A 25,212-nucleotide genomic window follows, 5' to 3' on the forward strand; every position below is an offset into this window, starting at 1 on the left:
ATCCCCAATCCCGCGGCCAACGGCCGCAAGTGTGGGTTTGCGCCACTGGTGCGTGTTCTTCCTAGCGAGCGCGTCGCCCTGCCTGCGGCGCCGTCCCTGCCATGAGGAGAGAGCCCGTCATGTCGCTATCGTCGCATTCCCGTTTGCTTCCTCAGGCCGTGCACGCCTGTCTGCAGCTCGGCCTGGCCATGGCGCTGTGCGCCCCGGCGCTGGCGCAGACGCCACCAGCGGCGCCGGCCGCGGCGCGCATCGCCTTCGATATCCCGGCGCAGGACCTGGCCGGCGCGCTGGTCGCCTTCGGCCGCGTCTCGCAGCAACAGCTGGCGTACGACCGGGCGGTGGTTGCCGGCAAGCGCAGCAGCCCGCTCGGCGGCAGCTACGGCATCGAGGAAGGCCTGGACCTGTTGCTGGCCGGCACCGGATTGGCGGTGCGCGCGGCCGGCAACCACGTGCTGGCGATCGAGGCGGCGCCGGCCAGCGGCGGCGCGCAGACGCTGGATGCGGTGATCGTCACCGGCACCACGGCGGCGCACCGCACTGTGCTGCAGTCGTCCTCGGCGATCACCGTGGCCGATCAGCAGGCGCTGGAACGCAAGGCGCCGCGCAGCACCGCGCAGGCGCTGGAGCTGATCCCGGGCATGTTCGTGGAGGCCTCCGGCGGCGAGATCTCCAATAATTTTTCGGTGCGCGGCATGCCCGGCGGCAGCCAGCAGTTCGTGCAGCTGTCCGAGGACGGCCTGCCGGTGTTCTACAGCAACGCGCTGGCCGACACGATCCTCAAGCAGGAGGTGAGCATCGACCGCATGGAGGCGGTGCGCGGCGGCACTTCCGGCATCCTCACCGTCAACGGCGCCGGCGCCACGGTCAACTTCCTGACCCGCAAGCCCGGCGCCGAGCCGGAAGGCACGCTGCGCCTGACCACCTCCGACTTCGGCACGCGCCGCATCGACCTGTGGCAGGGCGGACCGATCGACGCCAATTGGCAGTACAGCGTCGGCGGCTTCTACCGCCGCTCCGACGGCGTCCGCGACTCGGGTTTCACCGGCGACCACGGCGGCATCTTCCGCGCCGCGATCGGGCGCATGTTCGAGCGCGGTCAATTCGGCTTCAACCTCAAGCTGGTCGACGACCACAACACCTTTCAGTTGCCGATCCCGCTGCAGGATGCGGACGATCCGCGTGGCGTGCCCGGCCTGGACGCCACCACCGGCACCATGCTCAGCCGCGACAACGCGGTGATGCGGGTACGTACCGCACCGGCCTCCGGCCGCAGCTGGCAGCGCCACGACCTGCGCGACGGCGTGCATGCCACCGCGTTCGCGCCCGGCTACCAGTTCGAATACGACATCGACGACGGCCTGAGCTTCCGCTCCAAGGGCCGCTACACCGATTTCAAGAGCGACTTCAACGCGGTGTTCAGTTCCGACAACGCCTCGCTGGTGCCGGCCGCCTACCGCCTGGACCGCGCCAACTTCAGCGACATCGGCGTGCTGCTGGACCGCTTCGCCGCGCAGGGCGCGGTGCAGGCCGGGCTGCGCCGCGTCCGCAACGGCGAGGTGATCGCCGGCGCCGACGCGCTGAACGCGCTCAACGGCAACGGCCTGGTCACCCACAGCATCACCGGCGACAACCGCCGCGATGTGGAAGAATTCGTCAACGACGCCAGCCTGACCTGGCACAACGAGCGCAACAGCTTCACCGCCGGCCTGCTGTATTTCCACAGCCGGGTGCGCGATTCCAACATCGGCGCCTCGACCTTCGTCAGCGAGGTACGCAACCATCCCGATCGCATGGACATCGTCGCGCTCGACGCGGCCGGCAACGTGGTCGGCGCGCTGACCGAGGACGGCCTGCTCAACTACAGCAACTGGGGCGACAGCAACAACCACTACAGCGCCGATTCGTTTTCGCTCTACCTCAACGACGAGTTCCAGGCCACCGAGCGCCTGCGCATCGACGGCGGCGTGCGTGTGGAGCGCTACGACATCGACTTCTACGAGGGCATTTCCACGCCGATGCAGCCGATCGAAGGCGCCTTCGACGCCAACGGCAACGACGTGGACGACATCATCGCCAACAACTACCTGGCGCAGTTCGGCGGCGGCGCGTTCACCGGCCGCTACACCCACTACGACCGCGGCTTCACCCAGACCGCGGCCACGCTGGGCGGCACCTACCTGCTCGGCGACAACTTCGCGCTGTATGCGCGCTATGCGCGCGGCTTCCAGGCCAACGGCCGCTTCGATCCGGTCAAGATCGACTTCGGCGAGATCGGCCTGCGCTACCAGAGCCGGGCGCTGACCGCGTCGCTGACCGGCTTCCGCACCACCTACAAGGACTTCCTGTTCTCGCGCCTGCCGCCGGGCGCGGCGACCGAGGTGCGCTTCTATTCGGACATCGTGTCCAACGGCGTGGAGTTCGATGTGCTGTGGAAGCCGGCGCGCTATTTCCAGCTGCAGGTCACCGGCGTGGTGCAGCGTTCGGAGATCCAGGTCAACGACGACCAGGGTACCGGCTTCGCCAACGTGTTCGACGGCAACAAGCCCGAGCGCACACCGCCGGTCAATGTCACCGTGACCCCGAGCCTGCTGCTGCCGGACGGACGCGGCGAGGTCTACCTGTCCTACCACTACCTGGACAAGATGTATTCGGACATCGCCAACAGCCTGGAACTGCCGAGCTACGGCGTATGGAGCGCAGGCGTGATGTACCGGCTCGCGCCGAAATGGCAGCTGCAGGCGAACCTGGACAACCTGACCGACGAAGTCGGCCTGACCGAAGGCAATCCGCGTTCGGGATTCGTCGAGAACAGCGGCGTGTCCGGCGCGTTCTACGCGCGGCCGATCCTGGGCCGCAACCTGCTGCTGAGCCTGACCTACGATTTCTGAGCGAGGAGCCGCCTCCATGCCCGTTCTTTTCCGCCGCACCGCCGGCGTCGCGCTGGCGCTGGCGCTGTCGATGGCGCTGGGCGGCCCTGCGCTCGCCGCGCAGGCGCCGGCCGCCGCCGCCGCGCAGGCCGCCAGCGACACCGGCGACACCGGCGACATCTTGCGCTTCCGGATCCGCGAAGGCCGCAACGACAACCTGTTCTACCGGCACGGACCGGTCGCGGCGCATGCGCTGCTGACCTCCGGCACGCAGCCACGGTTGCTGGCGGCGTTCCCTGCCGGTAACAGCGGCGTCGGGCTGTGGTTCGAGGCCGGCGCGGCGCCGATGCAATGGCAGGCCCAGGGCGAGCTGCGCGAACTGGTCCGCGCCGACGCGCGCGGGCGCACGCTACGCGGCATCGCGCTGGAGGCCAGCAGCGACGCGGCCACGCTGACGGTGCGCGAGGCGGTGCTGGGCAGCATCCGCGTGCTGCGCGATTTCCAGGCATTGGGCGAGCGGCCGGACGCGGTGGCGAGCGTCGTGCCGACCCGCGACGGCCGGCGCCTGCGCTGGGCGCGCGAGCGGCTCGACGGCGCCGCCGGCTATGCGCTGGAGCTGGAGCTGCTCGATGGCCGCATCGACGCGCGCGCCGGCCAGCCGATCATGCTGCATGCGCCGCCTGGCAAGCCGCTGCGGGTGCGCTTCAGCGCGCTCACCGGGGAGCCGCCGTTGACCCCGTTGGATGCGGCGCAGCTGTTCGCGCCGGCCGCCGGCCGCGATCCGCGCAGCCGCCAGGCGCTGGCGTTCCTCAGCTACCGCGAGAAGCTGCTGGCCGGCTCCTGGCGCTTCGATACCTATTTCGGTCGCGACACGCTGATGTCGCTGCGCCTGCTGCTGCCGGCACTGGTGCCGGAGGCGGTGGAGGCCGGGCTGGGCTCGGTGCTGGCGCGGCTGGACCGCGACGGCGAGGTCGCGCACGAGGAGGACATCGGCGAATTCGCGGTGCTGCGCCATCGGCAGCGCGACGGGCGCGACGATGCCACGCCGATCTACGACTACGGCATGGTCGACGACGACTTCATGCTGGCGCCGGTGGCGGCCGCGTGGCTGCTGGACAGTGCCGATGGCCGCGCCCGCGCCGCTGCGTTCCTGGCCCGCACCACGCCCGCCGGCGAGCGCTACGGCGCGGCGCTGGCGCGCAACCTGCTGTGGGTGGTGGCGCGCAGCGCGGCATTCGCCGAGACGCCGCGCTGGGATCGCCTGATCGCCCTGCAGCCGGGCCACAACGCCGGGCAGTGGCGCGACAGCGAACACGGGCTGGGCGGCGGCCGCTATGCCTACGACGTCAATGCCGTGTTCGTGCCGGCGGCGCTGCAGGCGATCGCGCGGCTGCAGGCGCAGGGCCTGCTGCAGCCGTACCTGGGCCTGGCGCAGGCGCAGCGCCTGCAGCGCGCCGCCGGCTTCGCCGAGTGCTGGCAGCGCCATGCGCCGGCGCTGTTCGCGGTCGAGCGCGCGCCGGAGCAGGCGCGCGCTGCGGTGGCCGCCTACGCGCGCACGGCCGGCGTCGATCCGGCACCGGCGCTGGCGTCGCTGCCGCGCACGCCGCTGCGTTTCGCCGCGCTGGCGCTGGACGCCGACGGACAACCGCTGCCGGTGCTGCATTCGGACGGCGGCTTTGCGCTGCTGTTGCTGGATCCGTCCGCGGCCGCGCTCGATGCGCTGGTGGACGCGCTGCTGCGCCCGTTCCCGGCCGGACTGATGACCGACGTCGGCCTGCTGGTGGCCAATCCCGCCTATGCGCCGGCGCTGCAGCCGCGGTTCGGCGCCGATGCCTACCATGGCACCGTGGTCTGGTCGTGGCAGCAGGCGGTGCTGGCCGCGGGCCTGGAGCGCCAGCTGCGGCGCGAGGACCTGCCGGCGGCGACCCGCGCGCGCCTGCTGGCGGCGCGCCAGCGGCTATGGACGGCAATCGATGCGGCGCGCACGGTGCGCACCTCGGAGCTGTGGTCGTGGCGCTATGCCGACGGCCGCTACGCGGTGCGCGCGTTCGGCCAGGACCACGGCGATGCGGACGAATCCAACGCCGCGCAGCTGTGGAGCACGGTGTTCCTGGCGCTGCGGCCACCGCCATGAGCGGGTGCGGCCATGACGCACACGATGCGCGGCGCGCCTCCGTGGAAGGGGCTTCAGGCCCGACGCGCTATCGGTATGCGTCGGGGCTGAAGTCCCCCCGACAGGACGCTGCGGCGTTCGCTCAGCGCCGGCGCCGCCCCGGCCCCAGCTTGCGCGTGACCGTGTTGCGGCCCACGCCCAGGCGTGCGGCGGCTTCGGCGCGGCGGCCCTGGGTGAAGCGCAGCGCCACTTCCAGCAGTGCCTTGTCGAAGCGGTCGCGCGCTTCCGCATGCAGGCCTTCGGCGCCGTCGGCCAGGCGCTGCTGCGCCCAGGCCGACAACTGCGCGTCCCATTCGCCGCCCTCGCCGCCCTCGCCGCTGCGCTCGCGGCGGCTGCCGCGCAGCAGCGCGCCGTCCACGTCGTGCGCGTCGATGACCTCGGCCGGTGCCAGGGCGGCCAGCCGCCAGCACACGTTCTCCAGCTCGCGCACGTTGCCCGGCCAGGCGTAGCCGCGCAGCGCGTCCAGCGCCGCCGGCGACAGCCGCTTGGGGGCAGTGTCGAGCTTGCGTGCGGCCATCGCCAGGAAGTTCTCGGCCAGCTGCGGCACGTCGGCGCGGCGTTCGCGCAGCGGCGGCAGCTGCAGCCGCACCACGTCCAGCCGGTGCAGCAGGTCGGCGCGGAAGCGGCCCTGTTCGACCAGCGCTTCCAGGTCCTGGTGGGTGGCGGCGATCACCCGCACGTCGACCCGGATCAGTTCGCGGCCGCCGACGCGGAAGAATTCGTTCTCGGCCAGCACGCGCAGCAGCCGGGTCTGCAGCGGCAGCGGCATGTCGCCGATCTCGTCCAGGAACAGGGTGCCGCCGTCGGCCTGTTCGAAGCGGCCGATGTGGCGCCGCTGCGCGCCGGTGAAGGCGCCGGCCTCGTGGCCGAACAGTTCGCTTTCCAGCAATTCGGCCGGGATCGCGGCGGTGTTGAGCGCGACGAACGGCTTGCGCGCGCGCGGCGACTCGGTATGCAGCGCGTGCGCGACCAGTTCCTTGCCGGTGCCGGTTTCGCCATTGATCAGCACCGACAGCGGCGCCTGCGCCAGGCGGCCGATGGCGCGGAACAGCGCGCGCATCGCCGGGGTGTCGCCGATCAGTTCGGCGCTGCCCTGGCTGGACACCGGCAGCGCGACCTCGGCGACGCCGCCGGCCTCCGGCAGCGCGCGCGCGGCCAGCGCCACCGCGTCGTCCAGGTCGAACGGCTTGGACAGGAATTCGTGCGCGCCGCCGCGGAACGCGCCGGCGGTGCTGGCCACGTCGGTGTAGGCGGACATCACGATCACCGGCAGTTGCGGATGCGCGGCCTTGAGCTTGTCCAGCAGCACCAGGCCGTCGTCGCCGGGCATGCGCACGTCGGTGAACAGCAGGTCCGGCAACGGTCGCTGCGCCAGCGCCTGCAGCGCCGCGGCGGCGCTGTCGAAACCGTCCACGCTGTAGCCGGCGTCGCGCAAGGCGGTGGACAGCACGAAGCGGACCGAGCGGTCGTCGTCGACCACCCAGATGCGTTGCGATCCTTCCAGGGATTCGGTCATCGGAATGCTCCTATTCGGGGTCCGCTGCGGCCTGCGGCAGCAGCAGGGTGAAGACGGTATGCCCGGGGCGGGAGCGGAAGGTCAGCGAACCGGCGTGTTCGCGCGCCACCTGCTGCGCCAGCGCCAGGCCCAGGCCGCTGCCTTCGGCGCGGCCGCTGACCAGCGGCAGGAACAGATGTTCAGCCAATTCCTCCGGCACGCCGCGGCCGTCGTCGACGATCTCCAGGCGCACGCCGCGCGCATGCACGCGGTCGCGGATGCGCTGGGCGTGCTCGACGCGGGTGCGCAAGGTCACCTGCGCGGCGCCGGCCTGGATCGCATTGCGGACCAGGTTCCACACCGCCTGGGTCAGGCGGTCGGCGTCGCCGAGGAACTCGGGAATGCTGGGGTCGTAGTCGCGCTGCAGACGCATCGACCAGCCGCCTTCGTTCTCGGCCAGGCGCAGCACCCGCTCCAGCACCGCGTGGATGTTGAGCATGGCGTGCGGCCGCGCCGGTGCCGGCGACAGCAGCTGGTCGAGCAGGCTGTTGAGGCGTTCGATTTCCGCGCCGATCAAGTCGATCAGCTCGCGTTCGTCCTCGTCGCGATGCTGCGCGCGCCGCGCCAGCAACTGCGCGGCGCCCTTGAGTCCGGCCAGCGGATTGCGTAGCTCGTGGGCCAGCCCCTTCAACGCCGCGCCGAGCGCATTGGGCAGCGCCTGGGCCGGATCCAGGGTGGGAAATTCGTCGACCGGATGCGCTTCGAGCAGCCAGCCGCCGACGTCCAGCCGCGACAGCCAGCCCTCGGCGAAGCGCGGGGTCTCGCCTGGAATGGCCAGCGCCATGCGGTGCAGGCGCAGCACGTCGCGTTCGTCGTTGAGCAGGAACCGCGCCAGCGCGTCGCCCTGCGCTTCCAGCGACGCCAGCGGCTGGTCGAGCAGGCGCCGCACGCTGACGCCCAGCCAGCGCGCGAAGGCCGGATTGGCGCCGAGCAGGCGGCCGTCGGCATCGGCCCAGACCACCGGGGTGCCGAGCGCATCGAGCGGGGGTGGAGGCGAGGTCATCAGCATTGCACCAATGTAGTGCAAAAGCGGCTGGAGAGCGCTGAACGCCTGGCAGTGCGGAACGCGCGCCGGAACACGCTGGCGCCGCCGGCCGCCGCCGCGCGGCCTATCGCCGCCACCGCCGCCCCGGGGCGCAAGGCCCCGCAGGCAACGGGAAAAAAGTAATTAGGGGGTCGGGCGAGGCGAGCGGCCACGCAGGAATACCTCGATCGCTAAGAAAACTGCCGTCGTTCCGCCCCATGGAGCGCCGGCGATGGCCTCTGACCGCCAGGACCGGGCATGCCGGTCGCAGGCGGGATTGCTGCAGCGGCCCGCGACGCGAGGTCGCGGGCCGGTCTTGCTCAGGACTCGTAGGCGGCTTCGCCGTGCGAGGTGATGTCCAGGCCCTCGCGCTCGGCTTCTTCCGACACCCGCAGGCCGAACACCAGCTTGGCGACCAGGAAGCCGACCACCGAAACCACGCCGATCCAGACCACGGTCACGCCCACGCCGGTGGCCTGCACCAGCACCTGGTGGCCCATGCTCACGCCTTCGGCATAGCCGGCGCCGCCCAGGGCCTTGTCGGTGAACACGCCGGTCAGGATCGCGCCGACGATGCCGCCCACCCCGTGCACGCCGAACACGTCCAGCGTGTCGTCGGCATTGAGCAGCTTCTTCAGGCCGGTCACGCCCCACACGCAGATCGCGCCGGCGGCCACGCCGATGGCGATCGCGCCGAACGGGCCGACGGTACCGGCGGCCGGGGTGATGCCGACCAGGCCGGCGACCATGCCCGAGGCCACGCCCAGCGCCGAGGACTTGCCCTTGACCAGCTTCTCGACCAGCGACCAGGCCAGCACCGCCGCGGCGGTGGCCAGCAGCGTGTTGAGGAAGGCCAGCGCCGCGGTGGCGTTGGCTTCCAGGGCCGAACCGGCGTTGAAGCCGAACCAGCCCACCCACAGCAGCGAGGCGCCGACGAAGGTCAGGGTCACGTTGTGCGGCTTGAGCGCGGTCTGGCCGAATCCCAGGCGCTTGCCGACGAAGTAGGACCCGACCAGGCCGGCCACACCGGCGTTGATGTGCACCACGGTGCCGCCGGCGAAGTCCAGCGCGCCCTTGGTGAACAGGAAGCCCGGCGCCGCCCACACCATATGCGCCAGCGGCAGGTAGCCGAAGGTGAACCAGATGACGATGAACAGCAGCACCGCGGCGAACTTCACGCGCTCGGCGAAGGCGCCGAGGATCAGCGTGCCGGTGATGCCGGCGAAGGTCAGCTGGAAGGCGACGAACACGTACTCCGGCAGCTTGAAGCCCTTGGAGAAGGTGTCGGCCAATGTGGTGGTGTCCACCCCGTGCAGCAGCGCCTTGTTGAGCGTGCCGATGTACGGACCGCCGTCGGCGAAGGCCAGGCTGTAGCCGTACAGCACCCACAGGATCGAGATCAGCGAGAACACCACGCCGACCTGGATCAGCACCGACAGCACGTTCTTGGAGCGCACCATGCCGCCGTAGAACAGCGCCAGGCCCGGCACCACCATCAGCAGCACCAGCAGCGTGGAGGTCAGCATCCAGGCGACGTCGCCCTTGTCCACGACCGGCGCGGCGACAGCCGGCGCGGCAGCGGCCGGCGGCGCCGGCGGGGTCAGTTGTTCGGTGACCACGTCCGCCGTCGGCACCGGCGTCACTTCGGCCTGGGCGAAGGCCGTGCCGGGCACGCCCACCGCCATCGCGCTGACCAGCATCAGCATGCATACCGCGTAGAACCGGGCCTTCCACCCGGAGAAAAGACCTGTCTTCATGAGGGGCTCCAAGGTGGGGTTAGAGCGCATCTGCGCCGATCTCGCCGGTGCGGATCCGGATGACCTGTTCGATCGCGGTGACGAAGATCTTGCCGTCGCCGATCTTGCCGGTTCCGGCCGCGGTCTGGATCGCCTCGACCACGGCATCCAGACGCTCGTCGGTCACCACGGTCTCGATCTTGATCTTGGGCAGGAAGTCGACGACGTACTCGGCACCGCGATATAGCTCGGTGTGGCCTTTCTGCCGGCCGAAGCCCTTGACCTCGGTGACGGTGATGCCGGACACGCCTGCCTGCGACAAGGCCTCGCGGACCTCGTCGAGCTTGAATGGCCGGATGATGGCGGTGATCAGTTTCATGCGCATACCCCGTTGGTGGAAGGAGCCGGCCGCCGAACGCCGGCCGGCGGTTTGCATGTCATCGGCGCCGCGAACGGCGCCGTCCTGCTGCGCGGTGCGTCCCGCGGATCGCGCCGTGGCGCGGCGGCAACGGCGACGTGGGAGGGAGCGTGGCCCACGGCACGCAAGCGCTTCTTGCGTGGTGCATCCCCTGGAAAAACGGCGGTTGCCACTGATTCGGGCGCGGACCACCGCCACGGCTCCCCAGCCGGGCAGGTGGCGGCGATGACGAAGGAGGGAGGGGTAACCTTCGCCATCGCCGCGCGTGGAACTCAGTTGGCGTAGTACAGCTGGTACTCCAGCGGGTGCGTTGCGGCGCGGAACTTGGTCACTTCCTGCATCTTCAGCGCGATGTAGCCGTCGATGAGGTCGTCGCTGAACACGCCGCCGGCCTTCAGGAACTCGCGGTCGGCGTCGAGCGCTTCCAGCGCCTGGTCGAGGCTGGAGCATACCTGCGGGATCTTCTTCTCTTCTTCCGGCGGCAGGTCGTACAGATCCTTGTCGCTGGGCGCGCCCGGATCGATCTGGTTCTTGATGCCGTCCAGGCCGGCCATCATCAGCGCGGCGAAGGCCAGGTAGCCGGACTGCAGCGGATCCGGGAAACGGATCTCGATGCGCCGCGCCTTCGGGTTGGACACCCACGGAATGCGGCACGAGGCCGAGCGGTTGCGCGCCGAGTAGGCCAGCATCACCGGCGCCTCGAAGCCCGGGACCAGGCGCTTGTAGCTGTTGGTGCCGGAGTTGGTGAAGGCGTTGATCGCCTTGGCGTGCTTGAAGGTGCCGCCGATGTACCACAGCGCCATCTGCGACAGGCCGCCGTAGCCGTCGCCGGAGAACAGGTTGGTGCCGCCCTTGGTCAGCGACTGGTGCACGTGCATGCCCGAGCCGTTGTCGCCGACGATCGGCTTGGGCATGAAGGTCGCGGTCTTGCCGTTGCGGTAGGCCACGTTCTTGATGATGTACTTCATCATCATCAGCTCGTCGGCCTTCTTCACCAGCGAATTGAACTTGGTGCCGATCTCGCACTGGCCGGCGGTGGCCACTTCGTGATGGTGCACCTCGACCTCGATGCCGACCTGCTCCAGGGTCTTGCACATTTCCGCGCGCAGATCCTGCAGCGAGTCGGTCGGCGGCACCGGGAAGTAGCCGCCCTTGACCGCCGGACGGTAGCCGCTGTTGCCGCCTTCGATCTTGCTGCCGCTGCTCCACGCCGCTTCTTCCGAATCGATCTTGAAGAAGGTGTGGCCCATCTCGTTGCCGAAGCGCACGCCGTCGAAGACGAAGAATTCCGGCTCCGGGCCGAAGAACGCCTGGTCGGCGATGCCGCTGGACTTCAGATAGGCCTCGGCGCGCTTGGCCACGCCGCGCGGGTCGCGGCCGTAGCTCTGCATGGTGGCCGGGTCGAGGATGTCGCAGGTCAGGACCAGGGTCGGATCGGCCATGAACGGATCGATGAACGCGGTGTCGGCGTCGGGCAGCAGGACCATGTCCGACTCGTTGATGCCCTTCCAGCCCGAGATCGAGCTGCCGTCGAACATCTTGCCCTCTTCGAACAGCGCCGGCTCGATGATGCTGACGGGGAAGGTCACGTGCTGCTGCACGCCACGCAGATCGACGAACCGCAGATCGACGAACTCGACCTTGTTGTCCTTGACGAGCTTCTCAATATTTTCCGCAGACATCGATGAAACCTCGGGCTGGTGAATGACTTGGCCCCAGTGACAGCAATCACCGTGCCAACCGCAACAGATTCACAAGTCCTTGATTTTGGTGAAGAGAGCACGCCAACGGGGCGAAATGCATGCACCTAAGTGGTTCTATGCCAATTAATGGCACCAAAATGGTGCTCAAAACAATGTTCTATCCTTGCCCGGCATTTCCTCTCCCACGAGCCGAACCCTCTCCCATGAGCGACATGTTCTCTGCCCTGCTGCTGGGCATCCTCGAAGGCCTGACCGAATTCCTGCCGGTCTCCAGCACCGGCCACCTGCTGATCGCCGAGCAATGGCTCGGCCGCCGTTCGGACTTCTTCAACATCGTGATCCAGGCCGGCGCGATCCTGGCCACCACCCTGGTGTTCCGGCAGAAGCTGTGGTCGCTGGCCACCGGGCTGGGCGACCGCGGCAACCGCGATTACGTACTCAAGCTCGGGACCGCGTTCCTGGTCACCGCGGTGGTTGGCCTGGCGGTGCGCAAGGCCGGCTGGCAGTTGCCGGAGACGGTACAGCCGGTGGCCTGGGCGCTGGTGATCGGCGGCGTGTGGATGCTGGTGGCCGAGCATTTCGCCGCCAAGCTGCCCGAGCGCGAGCTGGTGACCTGGAAGGTGGCCATCGCGGTGGGCCTGGCACAGGTCGTGGCCGGCGTGTTCCCCGGCACCTCGCGCTCGGCCGCGACGATCTTCCTGGCGATGCTGCTGGGCCTGAGCAAGCGCTCGGCCGCGGCCGACTTCGCGTTCCTGGTCGGCATCCCGACCATGTTCGCGGCCAGCGGCTACTCGTTCCTGGAGCTGTACAAGGACGGCGCGGTAGGCAGCGAGGACTGGGGCGATGTGGCCATCGCCTTCGCCGCCGCGGTGGTGACCGGCTTCGTCGTGGTGAAGTGGCTGCTGGGCTACATCAAGTCGCACCGGTTCACTGCCTTCGCGGTATACCGCATCGTGCTCGGCGCGGCGCTGTTGCTGTGGTTGCCGGCGGCCTGAGGGCTGGTTTGCTGGCGCGCCGGACCCTCACCCCAACCCCTCTCCCGGGGGGAGAGGGGCTTATGCCAAGGCGGGATTCAGGCTGTAGGTGCCGTGCAGGCTGGCCTCGCCCAGCACGTGGCCCTGCATCGCGCGCAGCGCGTCGGCGGCGGTGAAGCGCGCCGGCAGCGCCAGCGTGGCCACGTCCAGCGCGAACAGGCGGAAGAAGTAGCGGTGCAGGCGCAGGTCGTTGGCCGGCGGGTACGGGCCGTCGTAGCCGTAGTAGTCCCCGCCCATCTCGGCATCGTCGGCGAACCAGTCGGTATAGCTGTTCAAACCCTGCCGCGCGCCAGGCAGGCCCGGCGGTTGCCGCTTGCCCTGGGCGACGACGCCGGCGCTGGCGCTGCCCTCGGCGATCTCGCGGACGTCGGCCGGAATCTCAACCGCAGCCCAATGCACGAAATTGGTGCGTGGCTGCTCGACCGGGATCTGCACATCGTCGCGGCCGACCATCTCGGCCACGGTCGGCGCGTCCGGATCGAGGCACAGCAGCGCGAACGCCGCGGTGCCGGGCGGCACCTCGTCCCAGGCCAGGTGCGGATTGCGATTGGCGGCGAAGCCGTCGGCCTGGCCCATCGCGTAGGTCGCGGCGATCGGCTGGCCGGGTTGGATGCTGTCACTGCGAAGACGCATGCGGAAACTCCTGTGGGGGGAATCAGGTTTCGGCGTAGCCGAGGCGCACGGCCACCGGCGTGAGCAGCGCGAACGCCGCGGCCAGCGGCACGGCGTAGGCGCGCCAGTGGCCGGACGGCAGGCGCGGCGGGCCGAGCGTGGACACGCTCGGGAACGGGATGCCGAAGGCCTGCTGCAGCGCCGCGGCCACGCCCGCCGGATCGGCCTCGATGCCGTCCAGGCGCAGCAGGCGGTGCGGATACAGGTCCTGGTCGTGCAGGTCGGCGACCTGCGCCAGCACCGCCGCCAGCCAGCGCGCGCCGGCCTCCGGGCTGGCCAGGCCCAGCGGTGCCGGGGCGCCGTTGGCCAGCCAGTCCAGCAGCATGTCGCGCGGGTCGCGCAGCGCGATCAGCAGCCGCCCTTCCGGCAGCTGCGGGCGCAGCGCGCGCAGCAGCGCGTTGTCCCACCACAGCAGCCAGTCGACGATGTTGCCGTCGTCGATGCCGCGCGCCGGCAGCTGCGCGCGCCATTCGGCGAGCAGCGCCGCGCCGTCGAGTTCGCCACTGTCGAGCTGGGGGATGGTGCGGTAGCGCTGGAAGCCGTCGGTCGGCGGCTGCGCGCCGAGGCGGTCGCTGCGCAGCACCTGGCTGGTCGCATCCATCACCGCGATCACCCGCTCCACGCCGCTGCCCGGCGCACCCCACACGAACAGCGGCCGCGCCCGCAGCTGCGGATCGACCGCGGCCAGCGCCGGCCACGGCGCCGTGGCCTGGCCCAGCGGCGGCAGCGGCAGGCGGTGCGGCAGCTGTTCCTGCTGGAACGCCAGCCACGTCGCCAGCGCCTCGGTCGGGCGACCGGCGCGGTCCTGCACCGCCGCCAGCCACGGCCGCAGCGTGGTCTGCTCGTGCTTGGGCATGCGCTGCAGCAGGCTGCGCACGTGGGCGATGGCCGCGTCGTGCGCGCCGCGTTCCAGCAGCGCTTCGACCAGGCGTTCCTCGCCGCTGATGCGGCCCGGCTCCAGTGCCACGATGCGTTGCGCCACGGCTTCGCCCTGGTCGCGCTCGCCGGCCATGTCGTGCACCCGCAGCTGCGCCTCCAGCGCCGGCAGGTGGCCCGGCATCGCCGCCTGCCAGCGTGCGATCAGCGCGCGCGCCGCGGCGCCGCCGACCGGCTCCAGCGCCAGCCGCGCCAGCCACAGGTCGTGCGCATCGGTGGTGGTGGCCAGCGCCGCTTCCAGGGTGGCGCGGGCATCCTCGACCGCGCCCAGCCGCTGCCAGGCGATCAGCGCCGCATGCAGGGTGCGGCGATCGGCCGGGGCGGCGCCCAGCGCGCGCCGCAGGTGCTCCAGCGCGTCGGCCGGGCGCCCGGCCTGCAAGGCGTATTCGCCGGCCAGCCGGCGCATGCCGGCGGTGTCGCTGGCCGGATCGGCCAGTACCGCGTCCAGCGCCGCGATGGCGTCGTCCAGGCGGCCCTGGCGGTGCGCCAGCTGCGCGACCAGCGCCATCAGCGCGCTGCTGCCGCGGGTCAGCGCAGCGACGCGGCGGAACGCGGTCTCGGCGAAGGCCAGGTGCTGCTTGTCCAGGTAGGCGAAGCCCAGCGCGTACAGCAGCCGCGGATCGTCGGGCAGCGCCTTGCTGGCGCGCGACAGCAGCGCCAGCGCGCGATCGGCGTCGCCGCGGCGCAGCGCCAGCATGCCGTCCAGGCCCAGCAGTTGCGGGTGCTCCGGGTCCAGCCGCGCAGCGGTGCGGCTGAGCCGCTCCACTTCGTCCAGGTCGCCGCGGCCCAGCGCCAGGTGCGCGCGCATCACGTAGGCCAGGAACTGGTTGGGATCCAGCGCGGCGGTACGCGCCAGCGCGTCCTCGGCCTGGGCCAGGTCGTTGGCGCCGAGCAGCATGCCGGCGCGCAGCAGGTGCAGGCCGGCGTCTTCCGGCGCCAGCGCGATGGCCTGGCCGATGCTGTCCAGCGCCGCGGCGGTGTCGCCATTCTGCTGCTGCGCCAGCGCCAGCCAGCGGTGCGCCTGCGCGTCGGCGGCGGCATCGGCCACCCAGGCCTGGGCGATGCGCAGCGCGTCGGCGTTGGCCTGGCGGCGCAGGGCGTCAAGAATTTGCTCTTGCATGTGGGCCGGTTCGGGGCAAACCGGCATTGTAGCGGGAGCGCCCGGCCGGCCCGCGCCAGGGCGCGTCGGCCTGCTCGGGAATGGATGACGCGCCCCAGGCTCAGGCCGGCAGGCCGTCGGTCAGGCGCTCGGCCACCCAGCGCTCGGCGAAACCGTCGCCGCGCGCGTTCTCGATGAAGCCGCAATGCCCACCCCAGCGCGCGATCTCCAGCCGCGCCGGCGGCGGCAGGCGCCAGCTGCGGAAATCGTCCAGCGGGATCACCGGGTCGTCCTCGGCCATCAGGATGTCGGTCGGCACGCGCAGATCCAGCAAGCGCGCGCCGGCGATCGAATAGCTGTCGAAGTAGTCGTCGAGGCTGGCGAAGCCGGCGTGGCGCTGCGCCAGCCAGGCCATCAGCTCGCGCATGTCCAGCGCCAGCGTGGCGTCGTCGTAGCCGTGCCGCTCGGGGAACAGCTCGCGCTTGCGCAGCAGCGATTCGCGCCACTTGCGACGGAAATACCAGTCGTAGAACTGCGGGCCGTTCTCGATCCGCTGCATGGTCTTGGCCGGATCCAGCAGCGGGCACACCGCCGCCACGTGCTGCAACGGCAGGCCGGCGGCCGGTGCGCGCAGCGCCAGGCGCAGCGCGAAGTTGCCGCCCAGCGAATAGCCGGCGGCCAGCAGCGTCGGTGCCGGAAAGCGCCGCCACAGATCGCCGGCGGCATTGACCACTTCGTCCAGCCGATCGGAATGGAACAGGTCCACATTGAGGTGGTGGGTGCCGCCGTGGTCGCGGAAGTTGAGCCGGAACACCTGGTAGCCGCGCGCCAGCAGCTGCGCGGCGGTCAGGCGCATGTAGCTGGAGTCGGCACTGCCTTCCCAGCCGTGCAGCAGCAGCACGGTGCCGCGTGGCTCGGTGGCGCCGGCCGGCACGCTGAGCCAGCCCTGCAGGCGCACGCCGTCGCCGCCGTCGAGGATGTGCGAGCTGGTGGTCGCACCGCTGGCGGCGAGCAGCTGTTCGCCGCGACGCACGCGCAGGGCGCTGGAACCCAGCACCGATTGCAGATGCGGGTTGCGCAGCCAACGCGGGGGGAGGTAGTCGGCGGCATTCATCATCGGCAGCGAGCTTGCGCCGGGCGATTGGAGCAATAGGTCAAATCGCCCGGGCCGCAGTGTTCCATGGTTAGCGTTGCGCCATCGCCGCGGCGATACGCGCGCGCGAGATCTCGGCGATGCGCCGGCGCCCTTCCACGTCCTGCAGCCGGATCGGCTCCAGGAAATGCACCTCGGCCGCGCGGCCCGGCTCGCCGAGCAGGCGCAGGAAATTGGCGAAGAAGCTCTCGTGCGGGGCGAACGCGATGACCGTTTGTGCCGAGCCGCCGGCGCCGTAGCGCACCGCCACCGGCTGTACCGCCACCGCGGCTTCCACCGCGGCCTGGAAGATGCGCGCGTGGAACGGACCGACGTCGTGGCCGCCGCGGGTGCGCCCTTCCGGGAACACGCCGACCGAGCGCCCCGCGCGCAGCCGCTGCAGCATCGCCTGCAGCACCCCGCCCAGCGATTCGGTGTTGCCGCGCTGGTGGTAGATGGTCTGCCCGCGCGTGGCCAGCCAGCCGACCAGCGGCCAGCCGGCGATCTCGCGCTTGGCGACGAAGCCCATCATGCGCTGGCTGTGCAGCATCACGATGTCGATCCAGCTGACGTGGTTGGCCACGAACAGCACCGGATTGGGCAGCGGCGTGCCGACCCGGCGCACGCGCAGGCCGAAGATGCGCAGCAGCCAGGTCGACCACCAGCACACCACCCGGTCGCCGAACGATTCGACGCCGGCGCGGCCCGGCGACAGCGCCATGCATGCCAGCAGGAACGGCAGCGACAGCAACACGTGCAGCGCCAGCAGCGGAACACGGTAGCCGTAACGGACCCAGCGCAGCGCCCCACCGTGTTGGCGCGTGGCGGGTGGGGAGAACTCGCTCATTCGGGTCAAGGTACCGGAAGCCGGGAAGGAAGCGCCCTATTGTGTCAGCATGAAGACGGTTGCGGCTGAGCGCACGCTAATTGCGTGCGATCACCGCCAGGGTCAGCCGCGACACGCACACCGGCTTGCCGGCCGCGTCCTCGATGCGGATCTCCCAGACCTGGGTGGCACGGCCCACGTGCAGCGGCCGTGCGGTGCCGGTGACCGTGCCGGCGCGGGCGGCACGCAGGTGGTTGGCGTTGATCTCCAGGCCCACGCAGATCCGGTCCGGTTCCACGCACAGGTTGCCGGCGCTGCTGCCCAGGGTTTCGGCCAGCGCCACCGAGGCGCCGCCGTGCAGCAGCCCGTACGGCTGCAGCGTGCGCGCATCGACCGGCATCGTCGCGCGCAGCCAGTCCGGCCCGGCCTCGGTGAAGACGATGCCCAGGTGCGCGATCAGGGTGTCGCGGGCGGCGGCGTTGAGGGCATCGAGATCGACAGGGTCGCGGAAGGTCATTGGGTTGGTTCCAAAGATGGGAGATTAGCGGGCGCGTGCCAGGTTTGGATTCAAGTCCTAGATGCGGATCGGCGCAAGCAACCGCCTCGACGCGCATGAAGCCGCTCTACGATTCCCCATTCCCGACTCCCCATTCCCGGCTCTCTAAAGAATCGGCACCAGCCCCGAGCCGAACGCGGTCAGCATCCGCACCAGCAGCCACTTCGGGCCGACGTTGACCTCGGGGAAGTCGCCGACCGCGCTATAGCAGCGGTGGAAGCCGGGATCGCGCCGGGTCAGCGGCGCCGGGCACTGCGGGCCGGGCTGGAAGGCGTAGTCGGTGGCATAGCGCCACGGCCAGAAATCCAGCACCGGCAGCGCCTCGGAGGCCTTGCCCATGCTGTAGTTCAGGCCCGACAGCAGCGGCGGCTTGATCCGCGGCGCCACCGTCCAGGAGTTCTCCGGTTCGATGTCGCGGCCGATGCTGGCGGCCAGCGCCTGGGCGAAGGCCGGGTCGTCGATGATCACCGCGCCCTCGGTGTTGTAGGTCTCGCTGCGCGGATCGAAGTTGTGGGTGCCGATCACGCCGACGCGCCGGTCCACCACCAGCGACTTTGCGTGCAGGCCCATGCGCGCGCCGTCGCGGGTCACAGGCAGCGGCCGGTTGGCGACGCGGCGGCTGAGGAACGACGGCCGGGTCTCGGTGCGCAGCACGCGCCGATCGACCTGGCTGCCGTCGCCGCGACGGCTGCTGCCGGAGGGTCCGCCGCTGCCGCTGCCGAGCACCGAGCTGCGGCCGGCGGCACTGCCGCCGATCAGCGGATTGCGGCCGCCGGCCTCCCCGGCGTCCGGCAGCTGCAGCGGCGACGGCAGCAGGTTGGCGTAGTCCACCGGCGCGTCCAGCGGGAACGGCTTGTATTCGTAGATGTCGAAGCCCATCTCGCGCAGGTTGCGGCGCTTGTACTTGTACGACAGCGCATACACCACCGGGTTGTCGGTGCTGGCCAGGCTGTTGGTGGCCACGATCACCTTCGGCGGCTGCGCGCGCTTGCGCAGGTCGCGGAAGATCGCCTGCGCCGGATCCGACAGCACCAGGTACGGCGTCTGCAGGATGATTTCCTGCTGCGCCTCGACGATCAACTTGTCCAGCCTGGGCGCGGTCGAGATCGCCTTGGGACCGTGCTCGCGGCGATGCTTCTGCGGCAGGTCGGCAACGTAGTCCACGTGCCTGACCGGCAGCGCCGGCAACACGAAGGCGTCCTCGACGAAGGCCGGATCGGCGGCCTCCTCGCTCACCCGCTGCACCCGCTCCGGACGCAGGAACTGCGCCGGCGGCATCGGCGGCACGCCGTCGCGCAGCAGCAGCTTGCCGACATCGTTGAGCCGCGCCACCGGCACACTGCGCCGCGCCGCCCAATATGCGTCGAAGTTGGCGGCCATGCTGCGCGCCACCGGCCCGGCCACCAGCACGTCGCGGTCGCGGAAGTTGTACTCGCTGTCCCAGTCGTAATAGTCGTCCTGGTAGTTGCGCCCGCCGACCACGCCGATCGCGTCGTCCACCACCAGCAGCTTGTTGTGCATGCGCTGGTTGAAACGGCGGAAACAGCACAGCACGCTGGCGGCGTAGTGCATGTAGTTGGGCTTGGCCAGGCCGAAGGTGGGGTTGTAGATGCGCAGCGAGAAGTTCCGGTGCGCGCCGGCCAGCGCGCCGAGGATCTGCAGGTCCGGGATCGCCGACAGCTGGTCGATCAGCACCCGCACCTGCACGCCGCGCCGCGCCGCGGCCAGCAGTTCGTCGAGCACCAGCCGCGCGCTGTCGTCCTTGTCGAAGATATAGGTCTGCAGGTCGATGCTGCGGCTGGCGCTGCGGATCAGGCTGACCCGCGCCACCAGCGCTTCCTCGCCATGGTCCAGGATCGTGGCGTAGTGGCGCGGCGCGGCGCCGGCGGACGCGGCGAAGGCCTTGCCGGCCAGTGCGCGCAGCGGCGAGGCCAGCGCGCAGTGGTCGCTCTGCGCGCAATCGACGCGGCCATCGCGCGCCGCCTCGGCGATCGCCATCGCGCGGCCGTGCTGGGCCTGCGACAGGCTCGCGCAGCCGCTGCCGAGCAGCAGCGCCGCCAGCGCCAGGACCCGCAGCGGCGAGGTCACGGAGCATCCGCTCCCATCAGCCGTGCGCGCAGCACGAAGGTGACCCGATCGCTCAAGGCCAGATCCCACTTGTCCATTCCATACCGTCCACGCAGAACCGTACCGCGGCTGATCACGTCGCAATCATAGCCCGGGCGGGCGCACCCGGCCGGCATCACGGTCAGGGTTTCGGCATGACTGACCCCGCGGATGCTCAAGGTGCCGGCCAGCGCGCCGCCGCTGATCAGCAGTTGCGGGGAGAGTGGCTGCGAATCGAAGGACACGGCCGGAAAGCGCGCCGCGTCGAAGAAGTCCTCGCCGCGCATCCAGTCGGAATAGCGCGGCTTGCCGGGAATCTGCACGTAGGCGGTGAACAGGCGCAGGCGCACCTGGTGGCGGCCGTCGGGCAACATCTCCACGGTGCCTTCGAAGCGCGGGAAGAAGCCCTCGATGCGCTGCCCGAAGCGGGTGCGGATCTCGAAGCCGAAGCGCGATTGGGCCGGATCGAAGACATGCTCCCCCGGCGACAGCAGCGGCGGCGCCTGCGCGCTGCCCCAGCCCGGCAGCAGACATAGCGACAACAGCAGCGCCGGGCGCCTGCGCCGGCGCGGTGCGCGCCGTGCGTTCAGGGCCACCAGAACGCGGTCAATCGCGCCACGCCCGGCTCGATCGCCGCGTCCTGCGGCACCGTCAGCAGCACCACGCTGGCGGTGGGCATGCCGCGGTAGTCGCCGGACTGGCCGCTGTGCATCAACGCCGCCAGCTGCTCCAGGCCGGGGTTGTGGCCGACCAGCAGCAGGCGCTCGACGTCGCGCTGCTCGTCCAGCAGCGTGGCCAGGGTGCCGGAAGTGGCTTCGTAGATGCGCGGCTCCAGGCGCTGCTCGGCATAGCCGGTCAGCCCCAGCACCGCTTCCAGGGTTTCGCGCGCGCGCCGCGCCGGCGAGCACAGCACCCGGTCGGGCACCAGCCGCTGCTCCAGCAGCCAGCGTCCGGCCGCCTCCGCCTCGGCCAGGCCGTGCGGCGACAGCGGCCGGTCGAAATCGGCCTGGCTGGTATCGGCCGGTTCGGCATGGGCATGGCGCAGCAGGATCACTTCACGCAGGACGATGGTCATCGGTCAGGCCTTCTTGAGCCACTTGAGCAAGGGTTCCCAGTCCTGCTGGTGATCGCGCACCTGAGCGGAACGGTAGTCGAACAGGCTGCGGCCAAGGCCGACCAGCACCACATAGGCCTGGCTGTCGCGCAGTTGCGCCAGCACCGGGTACGGCCAGCCGCCGAGCATCTCCAGCGCCTGCTGCGCGGCGTGGGTCCACGGCTTGCTGCGGTTGATCACCAGCCCCACCGGCAACTTGCGCTGGTGCACCCGCGGCACCTTGGCCAGGGTGTTGAGGAAGCCGACGGTGGCCTCGATGTCCAGCGCCGACGGCATCACCGGCACCACCACCGCGTCAGCCTCGTCCAGGAACTGGGCCAGGTCCTCGGCCATGGCGCCGGCGGCGCCGTCGATGATCACCCGCTGGGTGTCGTCCGGCAGCGCCGCACGCCAGTTGCGTTTGCGGCTGGCGTCGATCGGCAGCACCGCGCTGTCCAGGCCGGCGCGGCGCTCGGCCCAGCGGGTCGAGGAGCCCTGCGGATCGGCATCGGCGAGCACCGTGCGCTTGCCGGCCAGCGCGTAGTACGCGGCCAGGTGCGTGGCAATCGTGGTCTTGCCCACGCCGCCCTTGGAGCCGGCCACCAGGATCGTCTTCATGCGCGCCTCGCTTCCGGAAGAAGAGGCCGCAGCGTACACCGGCCCCATGTTGGCCGGTAGTCAACGCGTAGCGGGCCGGGCGGCGCGTTGCTAGCGTGGCGACCCCACGGCAACGGATCGCCCATGAGCGAGAGCTGCAGGACCTGACCGCGCTGATCCGCGCCAACACCCCCTTGATCGTCATCGAGACCCCGGAGGAGGCGCGCATCGTGGCGCTGTTCCGGCAGGCGCTGATGCAGGTCTGGCGCGCGCTGCACCGCTGGTCGATCACCGAAGGCCTGCGCCGCATCGACCTGGACCGCGAGGACGAGCCGAGCGGCCCGCCCGATGCCAGCGCGGTGCTGCAGGCGATCAAGCAGGCCGACCAGCGCGGCATCTGCCTGTTGCTGGACGTGGTACCGGAAAAAGGGGCCTTCCTCGGAAAGTGGGTTGGACGTCTGCGGAAAAAGGGGCGGAAAAAGGGGCCGGCGGAAAAAGGGGCCCGGAAAAAGGGGCCAGGGAAAAAGGGGCCAGAGAAAATATCCACTTCAACCCACTTCAACCGCATATTTCCTCCGGCCCCTTTTTCGCAATCAAGTCGGTCAGTCGTGACACAGCGCCCCCTGTAACGTGTTCATGCATTCCCCAACGGCAAATACAACGTATGCGAATTCGCCGTGGCTACGCGGAAGCCATAGGCGTGATAGAAACGGGCCGCCTTCTCATGCAGCGCATCCACCAGCAGCACACGCACCCCTAGCTGCTCGCGTAGCCCCAGGCAGCGCGCCACGGCATGCGCCAGCAGGTAATCACCGTGACCCTTGCCCTGCTCACTGGCCGAGACGGCCAGCCGCCCCATACGGATGGCCGGCACCGGATAGTTGGGCAGGTGCTTGCGATCCGCCTCCTGCAAGTCTGTCAGCAAGAGTTGGGCAGCGGACAGGCTGTAGTAGCCGAGGATGCGGGTCGGATCGGCGTCATCCGCCAGGACGTGTGTGGTGCTGATACCATCACGGTGATGCTGGGCGGCCTGCCGGCACAGGTAGGCATCCAGCGTGGGTTCGCCACAGACAAACCCGTCGCGATGGTGCCGCTTGGGCTTGAGTTGCTCGACAACGAGCACGTATCACGCCTGCGCGACGCGGGCGAGGGCCTTTTTCAGCTTGGTGTTCGGCTGGAAAGGAGCATCCAGAGCCTTGAGGAAGCGCCGAGACTCTTCCACCGACAGGGTGACGGTCAGTTCCGCAGCCATGACGTTCTCGGCCTCGCGCAGTACCGCATCACGCACGAAAGCGGACAGCGGCACGCCTCGCAGGTCGGCGGCACGGGTAATACGCGCCTTGTCCGCGGGGTTCAGGCGCAGGTCGAGACGGGCGGCAGCAGTGTTCATGGCAGTTCTCCTTGTACGGAATAGTACCGTACATATGCCGAAAGTCAAACCCCAGTTGAGTACTGCGCAGCAGGTCATTGACTGGCGTGGCCCTGAAGTGAGGGCACGGGCTAGCGCCGGCCAAGCGGCATGGGATCGCGCTGCGCTAGAGCTATGCGCGGCAAGTTCCTGCTCTGAGCCGCAAGGCCGGGCGGTATGCGCACGCGCGCCAGTTTAAGCGGATGCAGCGAGTGCTGCGGCGTCAGCGCACGTTGCTGGGGCGTGTGTTGCGCGATATGCAGCGCAAGCTTAAGCGCCGTGCAATCTGGTTGAGGTTCCGGCCCCAGGCCAACAATTGGTAGTTGGACTCTCCAAGCACATCGACCTCTTTGTCCCGAATTGAGGTTCGCCGGTAAGGCCTGCGCGAACAGCGTCTACCACCCATCGGCTCATCGAACACCTTTCGACATTGGCAAGCTCTCGGACTGCTGCCTTCTCGGAAGCAGGGCGATGGCATCGTGGCGATTCCTGTCTGGAGGGAGCCCCGCATGGTCGCCGTACCAACCCGGCATCCGCTGCTCAAGCACAAACGTATTCCACTGGAAGAACTGCTGCGCTATCCGTTGGCACTATGCGATCCGCAGGCATGCGAAGGCCATGCCAAGCATATCGAACGCGTGCTGCGTCAGGCCGACGCAGAACCGCTGATTGCAGAACGGGTGGCCTCATGCGACATGATGATGGTACTGGTGTTGAAAAAGTGAAAAAGGGGCCAGAGGATGAAAAAGGGGCCGATGAAAAAGGGAAAAAGGGGCCAAGGGAAAAAGGGGCCAGTGGGAAAAAGGGGCCAGAGGAAATACCCACTTCAACCCTGAGGTATCCCCACGTTTTCCTAAGTAAGATCAACCGGTTAACGGTGATCAGACAGGAAACAAGTGCGCGCATGGCGCAGTCTTGAAGGTGACGAAACCAAAAAGGACTGACCGCCATGCGCGCCAGCCAAGTATTGCAGAAGTGCCTGAGGGATTCATTGGAGCCGATGCACGCGCTGCGCGAAGCGGTGTTGTTGCGTTCGATCGAAGCGCTGATTGCCGGGCAACGACTGACCCTGACCGATGTCGCACGCGCCTGGCCCGGCGCCGAGCGCGTCAAGGCGCCGCTCAAGGCCTTCGACCGATTGCTAAGCACCGGCATCTGCATGATGAGCGCGAGCGGATCTACGCCGGCATGGCCCGCTGGCTGCTGCGTGGGCAACGGCCGGTGATCGTGATCGATTGGAGCGATCTGAAAGCCGACAAGTCCTGGTGCCTGCTGCGTGCGGCCGTTCCGGTCGGTGGACGCACGCTTCCGGTGCTGGACATGGTGTTTGCGGGCAAGCAACAGGGCGCGCCTGCGGCAGAGAAACGCTTTCTCAAGCGCCTGGCGGCCCTGATGCCGGCGCATGCACGGCCGATCCTGGTCACCGACGCCGGCTTCCGCAGCCCCTGGTGCCGGGCAGTCTCCGCACAGGGTTGGGACTGGGTGGGACGGTTGCGAGGAACCACGTTGGTCAAGCCTGTTGAAGTGGAGGATCACGACGATCAATGGGGGCCGTGTCGCGCCCTGCATCCGTTGGCCTGCGAGAGGCCCAGGTTGCTTCCTCCGATGCACATCAATCGCAGCAGTCCGCTGGAATGTTGCCTGGCGGTCTATCGCAAGCTGGCCAAGGGTCGCAAGCACATCACCCGGCACGGGACAGTGGCGGGTAGCAAGCTCAGCCGGCAATGTGCAGCGCGGGAGCGCGAACCGTGGTTGATCGTGGCCTCCCCTGACTTGGCGGATATGAGTGCACGACAGTTGGTCGCACTGTATGGCCGCAGGATGCAGATCGAATCCTCTTTCCGCGATCTGAAATCGCACCGCGACGGCCATGCCTTCGAGGACAGCTTGACCCACAAGCGCCGTCGGTTGGACATCCTGCTGCTGATCAACGCTATGGCCAGCTTCGCCCAGTGGTTGACCGGACTGGGCTGCGAGGCGACCGGGATCGACCAATGGCTGTATCCAGCCAAACGGCGACGAAAGCTGTACTCGACCCTGCGCGTGGGCCGGGAGGCACTGGTCCGAAGTTGGCCCATGGAGCCGGTCTGGAAGTGGCTGCAACGACTGCGAGAACTTCCGGAACACGTGCTCGATCAGATGGTCGCACCCTCATGAAAAATGTGGGGATACCTCAGGGTTGAAGGAGCTTTTCAGGCCTGAGGTTCGCTCTCTCTACCCCCGATAAACATCCGTAACCGCACTTCCCTTTACGTCCGCTATTGGGCCCGGAAGCAG

19 protein-coding genes and 4 pseudogenes are annotated in these 25,212 nt (G+C 69.5%); 7 read left to right on the plus strand and 16 right to left on the minus strand.

Annotation, left to right across the window (positions count from 1 at the left end):
• The first annotated feature begins 119 nt into the window (after positions 1 to 119).
• Positions 120 to 2,888 (plus strand): TonB-dependent siderophore receptor, encoded by a 2,769-nt coding sequence (locus FZ025_RS09050; protein WP_053057199.1) that lies wholly within the window; start codon positions 120 to 122, stop codon positions 2,886 to 2,888.
• A 16-nt stretch (positions 2,889 to 2,904) separates the two neighbouring features.
• Positions 2,905 to 5,001 (plus strand): glucosidase family protein, encoded by a 2,097-nt coding sequence (locus FZ025_RS09055; RefSeq protein WP_104558364.1) that lies wholly within the window; start codon positions 2,905 to 2,907, stop codon positions 4,999 to 5,001.
• 121 nt (positions 5,002 to 5,122) lie between these two features.
• On the opposite strand, the gene ntrC is transcribed toward FZ025_RS09055, so the two are convergent.
• The 5 genes from ntrC to glnA form a co-directional block, all read right to left on the minus strand.
• Positions 5,123 to 6,556, minus strand: coding sequence for a nitrogen regulation protein NR(I) (gene ntrC / locus FZ025_RS09060; RefSeq protein WP_046978672.1), 1,434 nt, complete (start codon positions 6,554 to 6,556; stop codon positions 5,123 to 5,125).
• 10 nt (positions 6,557 to 6,566) lie between these two features.
• Positions 6,567 to 7,604, minus strand: coding sequence for a two-component system sensor histidine kinase NtrB (locus FZ025_RS09065; RefSeq protein ID WP_046978671.1), 1,038 nt, complete (start codon positions 7,602 to 7,604; stop codon positions 6,567 to 6,569).
• A 335-nt stretch (positions 7,605 to 7,939) separates the two neighbouring features.
• Positions 7,940 to 9,376, minus strand: coding sequence for an ammonium transporter (gene amt, locus FZ025_RS09070; RefSeq protein WP_046978670.1), 1,437 nt, complete (start codon positions 9,374 to 9,376; stop codon positions 7,940 to 7,942).
• Between the two features lie 19 nt (positions 9,377 to 9,395).
• The gene (locus tag FZ025_RS09075; protein WP_003470522.1) at positions 9,396 to 9,734 is read right to left on the minus strand and encodes a P-II family nitrogen regulator; all 339 of its coding nucleotides are present in this window, start codon (positions 9,732 to 9,734) and stop codon (positions 9,396 to 9,398) included.
• 311 nt (positions 9,735 to 10,045) lie between these two features.
• The gene (glnA, locus tag FZ025_RS09080) at positions 10,046 to 11,455 is read right to left on the minus strand and encodes a type I glutamate--ammonia ligase (protein WP_046978669.1); all 1,410 of its coding nucleotides are present in this window, start codon (positions 11,453 to 11,455) and stop codon (positions 10,046 to 10,048) included.
• 224 nt (positions 11,456 to 11,679) lie between these two features.
• On the opposite strand from glnA, the gene FZ025_RS09085 reads away from it, so the two are divergent.
• Entirely contained in the window at positions 11,680 to 12,471 is a 792-nt protein-coding gene (locus FZ025_RS09085; protein WP_046978668.1) for an undecaprenyl-diphosphate phosphatase, read from the plus strand.
• A gap of 60 nt (positions 12,472 to 12,531) precedes the next feature.
• Here the strand turns inward: FZ025_RS09085 and FZ025_RS09090 are convergent, their stop codons facing one another.
• The 9 genes from FZ025_RS09090 to FZ025_RS09130 all read right to left on the minus strand — a co-directional run bounded on the left by FZ025_RS09090 (position 12,532) and on the right by FZ025_RS09130 (position 21,548).
• Positions 12,532 to 13,143, minus strand: coding sequence for a YbhB/YbcL family Raf kinase inhibitor-like protein (locus FZ025_RS09090; protein ID WP_046978667.1), 612 nt, complete (start codon positions 13,141 to 13,143; stop codon positions 12,532 to 12,534).
• Between the two features lie 22 nt (positions 13,144 to 13,165).
• Positions 13,166 to 15,238, minus strand: a complete 2,073-nt coding sequence (locus FZ025_RS09095) for a tetratricopeptide repeat protein (protein ID WP_046978666.1) — start codon at positions 15,236 to 15,238, stop codon at positions 13,166 to 13,168.
• 100 nt (positions 15,239 to 15,338) lie between these two features.
• Positions 15,339 to 16,331 carry a YheT family hydrolase gene (locus FZ025_RS09100; RefSeq protein WP_046978675.1) on the minus strand — a complete coding sequence of 331 codons (993 nt, stop codon included), beginning with the start codon at positions 16,329 to 16,331 and terminating at the stop codon, positions 15,339 to 15,341.
• A 70-nt stretch (positions 16,332 to 16,401) separates the two neighbouring features.
• On the minus strand, positions 16,402 to 17,196 hold the full coding sequence (locus FZ025_RS09105) for a lysophospholipid acyltransferase family protein (RefSeq protein WP_046978665.1): 795 nt from the start codon (positions 17,194 to 17,196) through the stop codon (positions 16,402 to 16,404).
• A 76-nt stretch (positions 17,197 to 17,272) separates the two neighbouring features.
• Positions 17,273 to 17,692, minus strand: coding sequence for a hotdog fold thioesterase (locus tag FZ025_RS09110; protein WP_046978664.1), 420 nt, complete (start codon positions 17,690 to 17,692; stop codon positions 17,273 to 17,275).
• 144 nt (positions 17,693 to 17,836) lie between these two features.
• Positions 17,837 to 19,819: a phospholipase D family protein gene (locus FZ025_RS09115; RefSeq protein ID WP_046978663.1), complete on the minus strand. Its 1,983-nt coding sequence runs from the start codon at positions 19,817 to 19,819 to the stop codon at positions 17,837 to 17,839.
• A complete protein-coding gene (locus FZ025_RS09120) occupies positions 19,816 to 20,433 on the minus strand; it encodes a YceI family protein (protein WP_046978662.1) in 618 nt (205 codons plus the stop codon). Before FZ025_RS09120 ends, FZ025_RS09115 begins: the two co-directional genes overlap by 4 nt.
• Entirely contained in the window at positions 20,424 to 20,900 is a 477-nt protein-coding gene (locus FZ025_RS09125) for a SixA phosphatase family protein (RefSeq protein WP_046978674.1), read from the minus strand. Before FZ025_RS09125 ends, FZ025_RS09120 begins: the two co-directional genes overlap by 10 nt.
• A 15-nt stretch (positions 20,901 to 20,915) precedes the next feature.
• Entirely contained in the window at positions 20,916 to 21,548 is a 633-nt protein-coding gene (locus FZ025_RS09130) for a ParA family protein (RefSeq protein ID WP_039006481.1), read from the minus strand.
• Between the two features lie 116 nt (positions 21,549 to 21,664).
• Between FZ025_RS09130 and FZ025_RS09135 the strand changes: the two are divergent.
• Positions 21,665 to 21,958, plus strand: a pseudogene (locus FZ025_RS09135) (AAA family ATPase); the annotation flags it as partial.
• Positions 21,959 to 22,161: 203 nt separating this feature from the next.
• Here FZ025_RS09135 and FZ025_RS09140 read toward each other — a convergent pair.
• A complete protein-coding gene (locus FZ025_RS09140; protein WP_046978660.1) occupies positions 22,162 to 22,650 on the minus strand; it encodes a GNAT family N-acetyltransferase in 489 nt (162 codons plus the stop codon).
• A 3-nt stretch (positions 22,651 to 22,653) separates the two neighbouring features.
• The gene (locus FZ025_RS09145) at positions 22,654 to 22,917 is read right to left on the minus strand and encodes a type II toxin-antitoxin system TacA family antitoxin (RefSeq protein ID WP_046978659.1); all 264 of its coding nucleotides are present in this window, start codon (positions 22,915 to 22,917) and stop codon (positions 22,654 to 22,656) included.
• A gap of 119 nt (positions 22,918 to 23,036) precedes the next feature.
• On the opposite strand from FZ025_RS09145, the pseudogene FZ025_RS09150 reads away from it, so the two are divergent.
• The 3 pseudogenes from FZ025_RS09150 to FZ025_RS09160 form a co-directional block, all read left to right on the plus strand.
• Positions 23,037 to 23,228, plus strand: a pseudogene (locus tag FZ025_RS09150) (IS5/IS1182 family transposase); the annotation flags it as partial.
• A gap of 171 nt (positions 23,229 to 23,399) precedes the next feature.
• Positions 23,400 to 23,648: pseudogene (locus tag FZ025_RS09155) on the plus strand (LysR substrate-binding domain-containing protein); the annotation flags it as partial.
• Positions 23,649 to 23,884: 236 nt separating this feature from the next.
• Positions 23,885 to 25,092, plus strand: a pseudogene (locus FZ025_RS09160) (IS4 family transposase).
• Positions 25,093 to 25,212: the final 120 nt, after the last annotated feature.

It is taken from the genome of Xanthomonas hyacinthi, assembly GCF_009769165.1.
GTDB lineage: Bacteria > Pseudomonadota > Gammaproteobacteria > Xanthomonadales > Xanthomonadaceae > Xanthomonas_A > Xanthomonas_A hyacinthi.

Bases quoted from the DNA above. Each gene is read 5' to 3' on its own strand.
- FZ025_RS09050 (WP_053057199.1), top strand. From the start codon at position 120: ATGTCGCTATCGTCGCATTCCCGTTTGCTTCCTCAGGCCGTGCACGCC.
- FZ025_RS09055 (WP_104558364.1), top strand. From the start codon at position 2,905: ATGCCCGTTCTTTTCCGCCGCACCGCCGGCGTCGCGCTGGCGCTGGCG.
- ntrC (WP_046978672.1), bottom strand. From the start codon at position 6,556: ATGACCGAATCCCTGGAAGGATCGCAACGCATCTGGGTGGTCGACGAC.
- FZ025_RS09065 (WP_046978671.1), bottom strand. From the start codon at position 7,604: ATGCTGATGACCTCGCCTCCACCCCCGCTCGATGCGCTCGGCACCCCG.
- amt (WP_046978670.1), bottom strand. From the start codon at position 9,376: ATGAAGACAGGTCTTTTCTCCGGGTGGAAGGCCCGGTTCTACGCGGTA.
- FZ025_RS09075 (WP_003470522.1), bottom strand. From the start codon at position 9,734: ATGAAACTGATCACCGCCATCATCCGGCCATTCAAGCTCGACGAGGTC.
- glnA (WP_046978669.1), bottom strand. From the start codon at position 11,455: ATGTCTGCGGAAAATATTGAGAAGCTCGTCAAGGACAACAAGGTCGAG.
- FZ025_RS09085 (WP_046978668.1), top strand. From the start codon at position 11,680: ATGAGCGACATGTTCTCTGCCCTGCTGCTGGGCATCCTCGAAGGCCTG.
- FZ025_RS09090 (WP_046978667.1), bottom strand. From the start codon at position 13,143: ATGCGTCTTCGCAGTGACAGCATCCAACCCGGCCAGCCGATCGCCGCG.
- FZ025_RS09095 (WP_046978666.1), bottom strand. From the start codon at position 15,238: ATGCAAGAGCAAATTCTTGACGCCCTGCGCCGCCAGGCCAACGCCGAC.
- FZ025_RS09100 (WP_046978675.1), bottom strand. From the start codon at position 16,331: ATGAATGCCGCCGACTACCTCCCCCCGCGTTGGCTGCGCAACCCGCAT.
- FZ025_RS09105 (WP_046978665.1), bottom strand. From the start codon at position 17,196: ATGAGCGAGTTCTCCCCACCCGCCACGCGCCAACACGGTGGGGCGCTG.
- FZ025_RS09110 (WP_046978664.1), bottom strand. From the start codon at position 17,692: ATGACCTTCCGCGACCCTGTCGATCTCGATGCCCTCAACGCCGCCGCC.
- FZ025_RS09130 (WP_039006481.1), bottom strand. From the start codon at position 21,548: ATGAAGACGATCCTGGTGGCCGGCTCCAAGGGCGGCGTGGGCAAGACC.
- FZ025_RS09145 (WP_046978659.1), bottom strand. From the start codon at position 22,917: ATGAACACTGCTGCCGCCCGTCTCGACCTGCGCCTGAACCCCGCGGAC.